Consider the following 1616-nt stretch of genomic DNA (forward strand, 5'->3'; position numbering starts at 1 on the left):
CCTGCCAGCCGCATGACGCCTTTTCCACCGCCCGCCACAACCATTGCGACTGCGACGGCGCCCTGGTCGCCTCGGCGAAAGCGATCCGTGACGACAACGCAACGCCGCGCAAGATGCGCGGCGAGGCCGAACTGCTGATCGCCACCTTCGCCATTCCCGTCTGCAAGGTCTTCCCGCAGGGCTTCATGCCGCCGCGCGATCCGGCGCAATTGAGCGCCCTGAAGACCGGAGCGGCCGGGTGAAGGGTCGCGCATTCATCGCCGTTGTTCTGTTCGGGCTGGCTGTCCTTGCCGGCTGTGCCGGTACTGGTCGCAATGCCTGCGATCTCCTGCAAGGCCAGAGCGCTTGCGCGCGACCCGCGCTCTCCGCGGAGACAGCTGGGCCGCGGATCGCCGCCGCGCAGTTTTTCGGCGACGCCGGCACCAGCGACTACGAAAAACGCTTCCTGGCGCTGCTCGCCCGCCATCAGCTTGGCGCCATGGACCGCGCCAACGGCACCGGCCCTTTCGGCCACGACCGCCATGAGATCGCCAACAGCGATTTCCAGGCGACCTACCGGACGCTGCAAAAACTGGCCGGGCCGGTTGCCGAAACGCATCTGCCGCCGGCCGACGCCAACAGCGGCGAGGGTCATTTTGACGGACGCTGGCGGGTGTCGCGACAGACGCTCTACATCGATGCGGCGGCGCGGCCTTCGGCGCCCAAGACCTTCGATTTCTCCGGCCTGCAAGCGCGCAGCGTCGAGATCGTGCTGCGCCAGGCCGGCAAGCAACCGGCCGACATCGAAGGCGTCTGCGACGGCACGCTGGCGATCCGTGCCGGCGGCGCTTCACGCACCATCGCCACGGGCACGGCATTTCGCTTTCGCCTGTCCGGCGAGGACGATACGGTCAGCCTGTTTCCAAGTGACGGCCTGAACCGCTGCGCGGCAAGAATCCGCTCCAGCCTTGCTCCGGCCGGCGCGCCGCTCACCATCCGACGCGAAGAGACCGCCGATCCGGCGCTTGCCGCTTTCGACAGTCGCTACGAGCGTTGCCCGACGCCAGACCCAACCGGCCTCGATCCTCTCAGCCGCGCCTTCTATGCCAGCCGTTGGCTGTCGCAGACCTGTGCCTTGCCGATCGGAAAGCCGCGCCTGCTGCGCAAATCGCGCGACGGCTTCAACGCCAAGGTCGAGGCGCTGATGGGAGCGCCGCTGTCCGACAGCGCCATCGACAAGGGCGACCCGGAGCTGCCGCTCGACTTCTCCAGGGCCCCAAAACTGAAGCTGATCTATCTGTCATCCCTGGAGTTCAAGGCCGACTTCTCCGGCCGCATCATCGAACGGCTGATCCGTCATCATGCAGCCCTCGGCACCAAGGTGCGCATCCTGGTCACCGACGTGCTGGAGCGCGACAAGGACGACGCCATGCTGCATCGGCTGGCGGCCGAATTCCCCAATGTCGGGCTGCAGGAATATCGCTGGCGGGCGGACCGGGGCGCGCCGATCGACGAGCAGATTTCACAATTGCACAAGGTCCATCACGTCAAGATGCTGGCGACGCTTGCCGACGATCCACGGCGGTCGCGCGCCATCATCGGCGGCCGCAACATCCATGACGGCTTCCTGTTCCACC

2 pseudogenes are annotated in these 1616 nt (G+C 66.8%); both read left to right on the forward strand.

Annotated elements, in window-relative coordinates:
* Nucleotides 1–242, forward strand: a pseudogene (locus tag EN994_RS30535) (hypothetical protein); the annotation flags it as partial.
* A pseudogene (locus EN994_RS30540) lies at nt 239–1616 on the forward strand (phosphatidylserine/phosphatidylglycerophosphate/cardiolipin synthase family protein); the annotation flags it as partial. The pseudogenes EN994_RS30535 and EN994_RS30540, both read left to right, overlap by 4 nt.

This window comes from Mesorhizobium sp. M7A.F.Ca.CA.002.09.1.1 (genome assembly GCF_003998555.1).
Lineage (GTDB): Bacteria > Pseudomonadota > Alphaproteobacteria > Rhizobiales > Rhizobiaceae > Mesorhizobium > Mesorhizobium ciceri.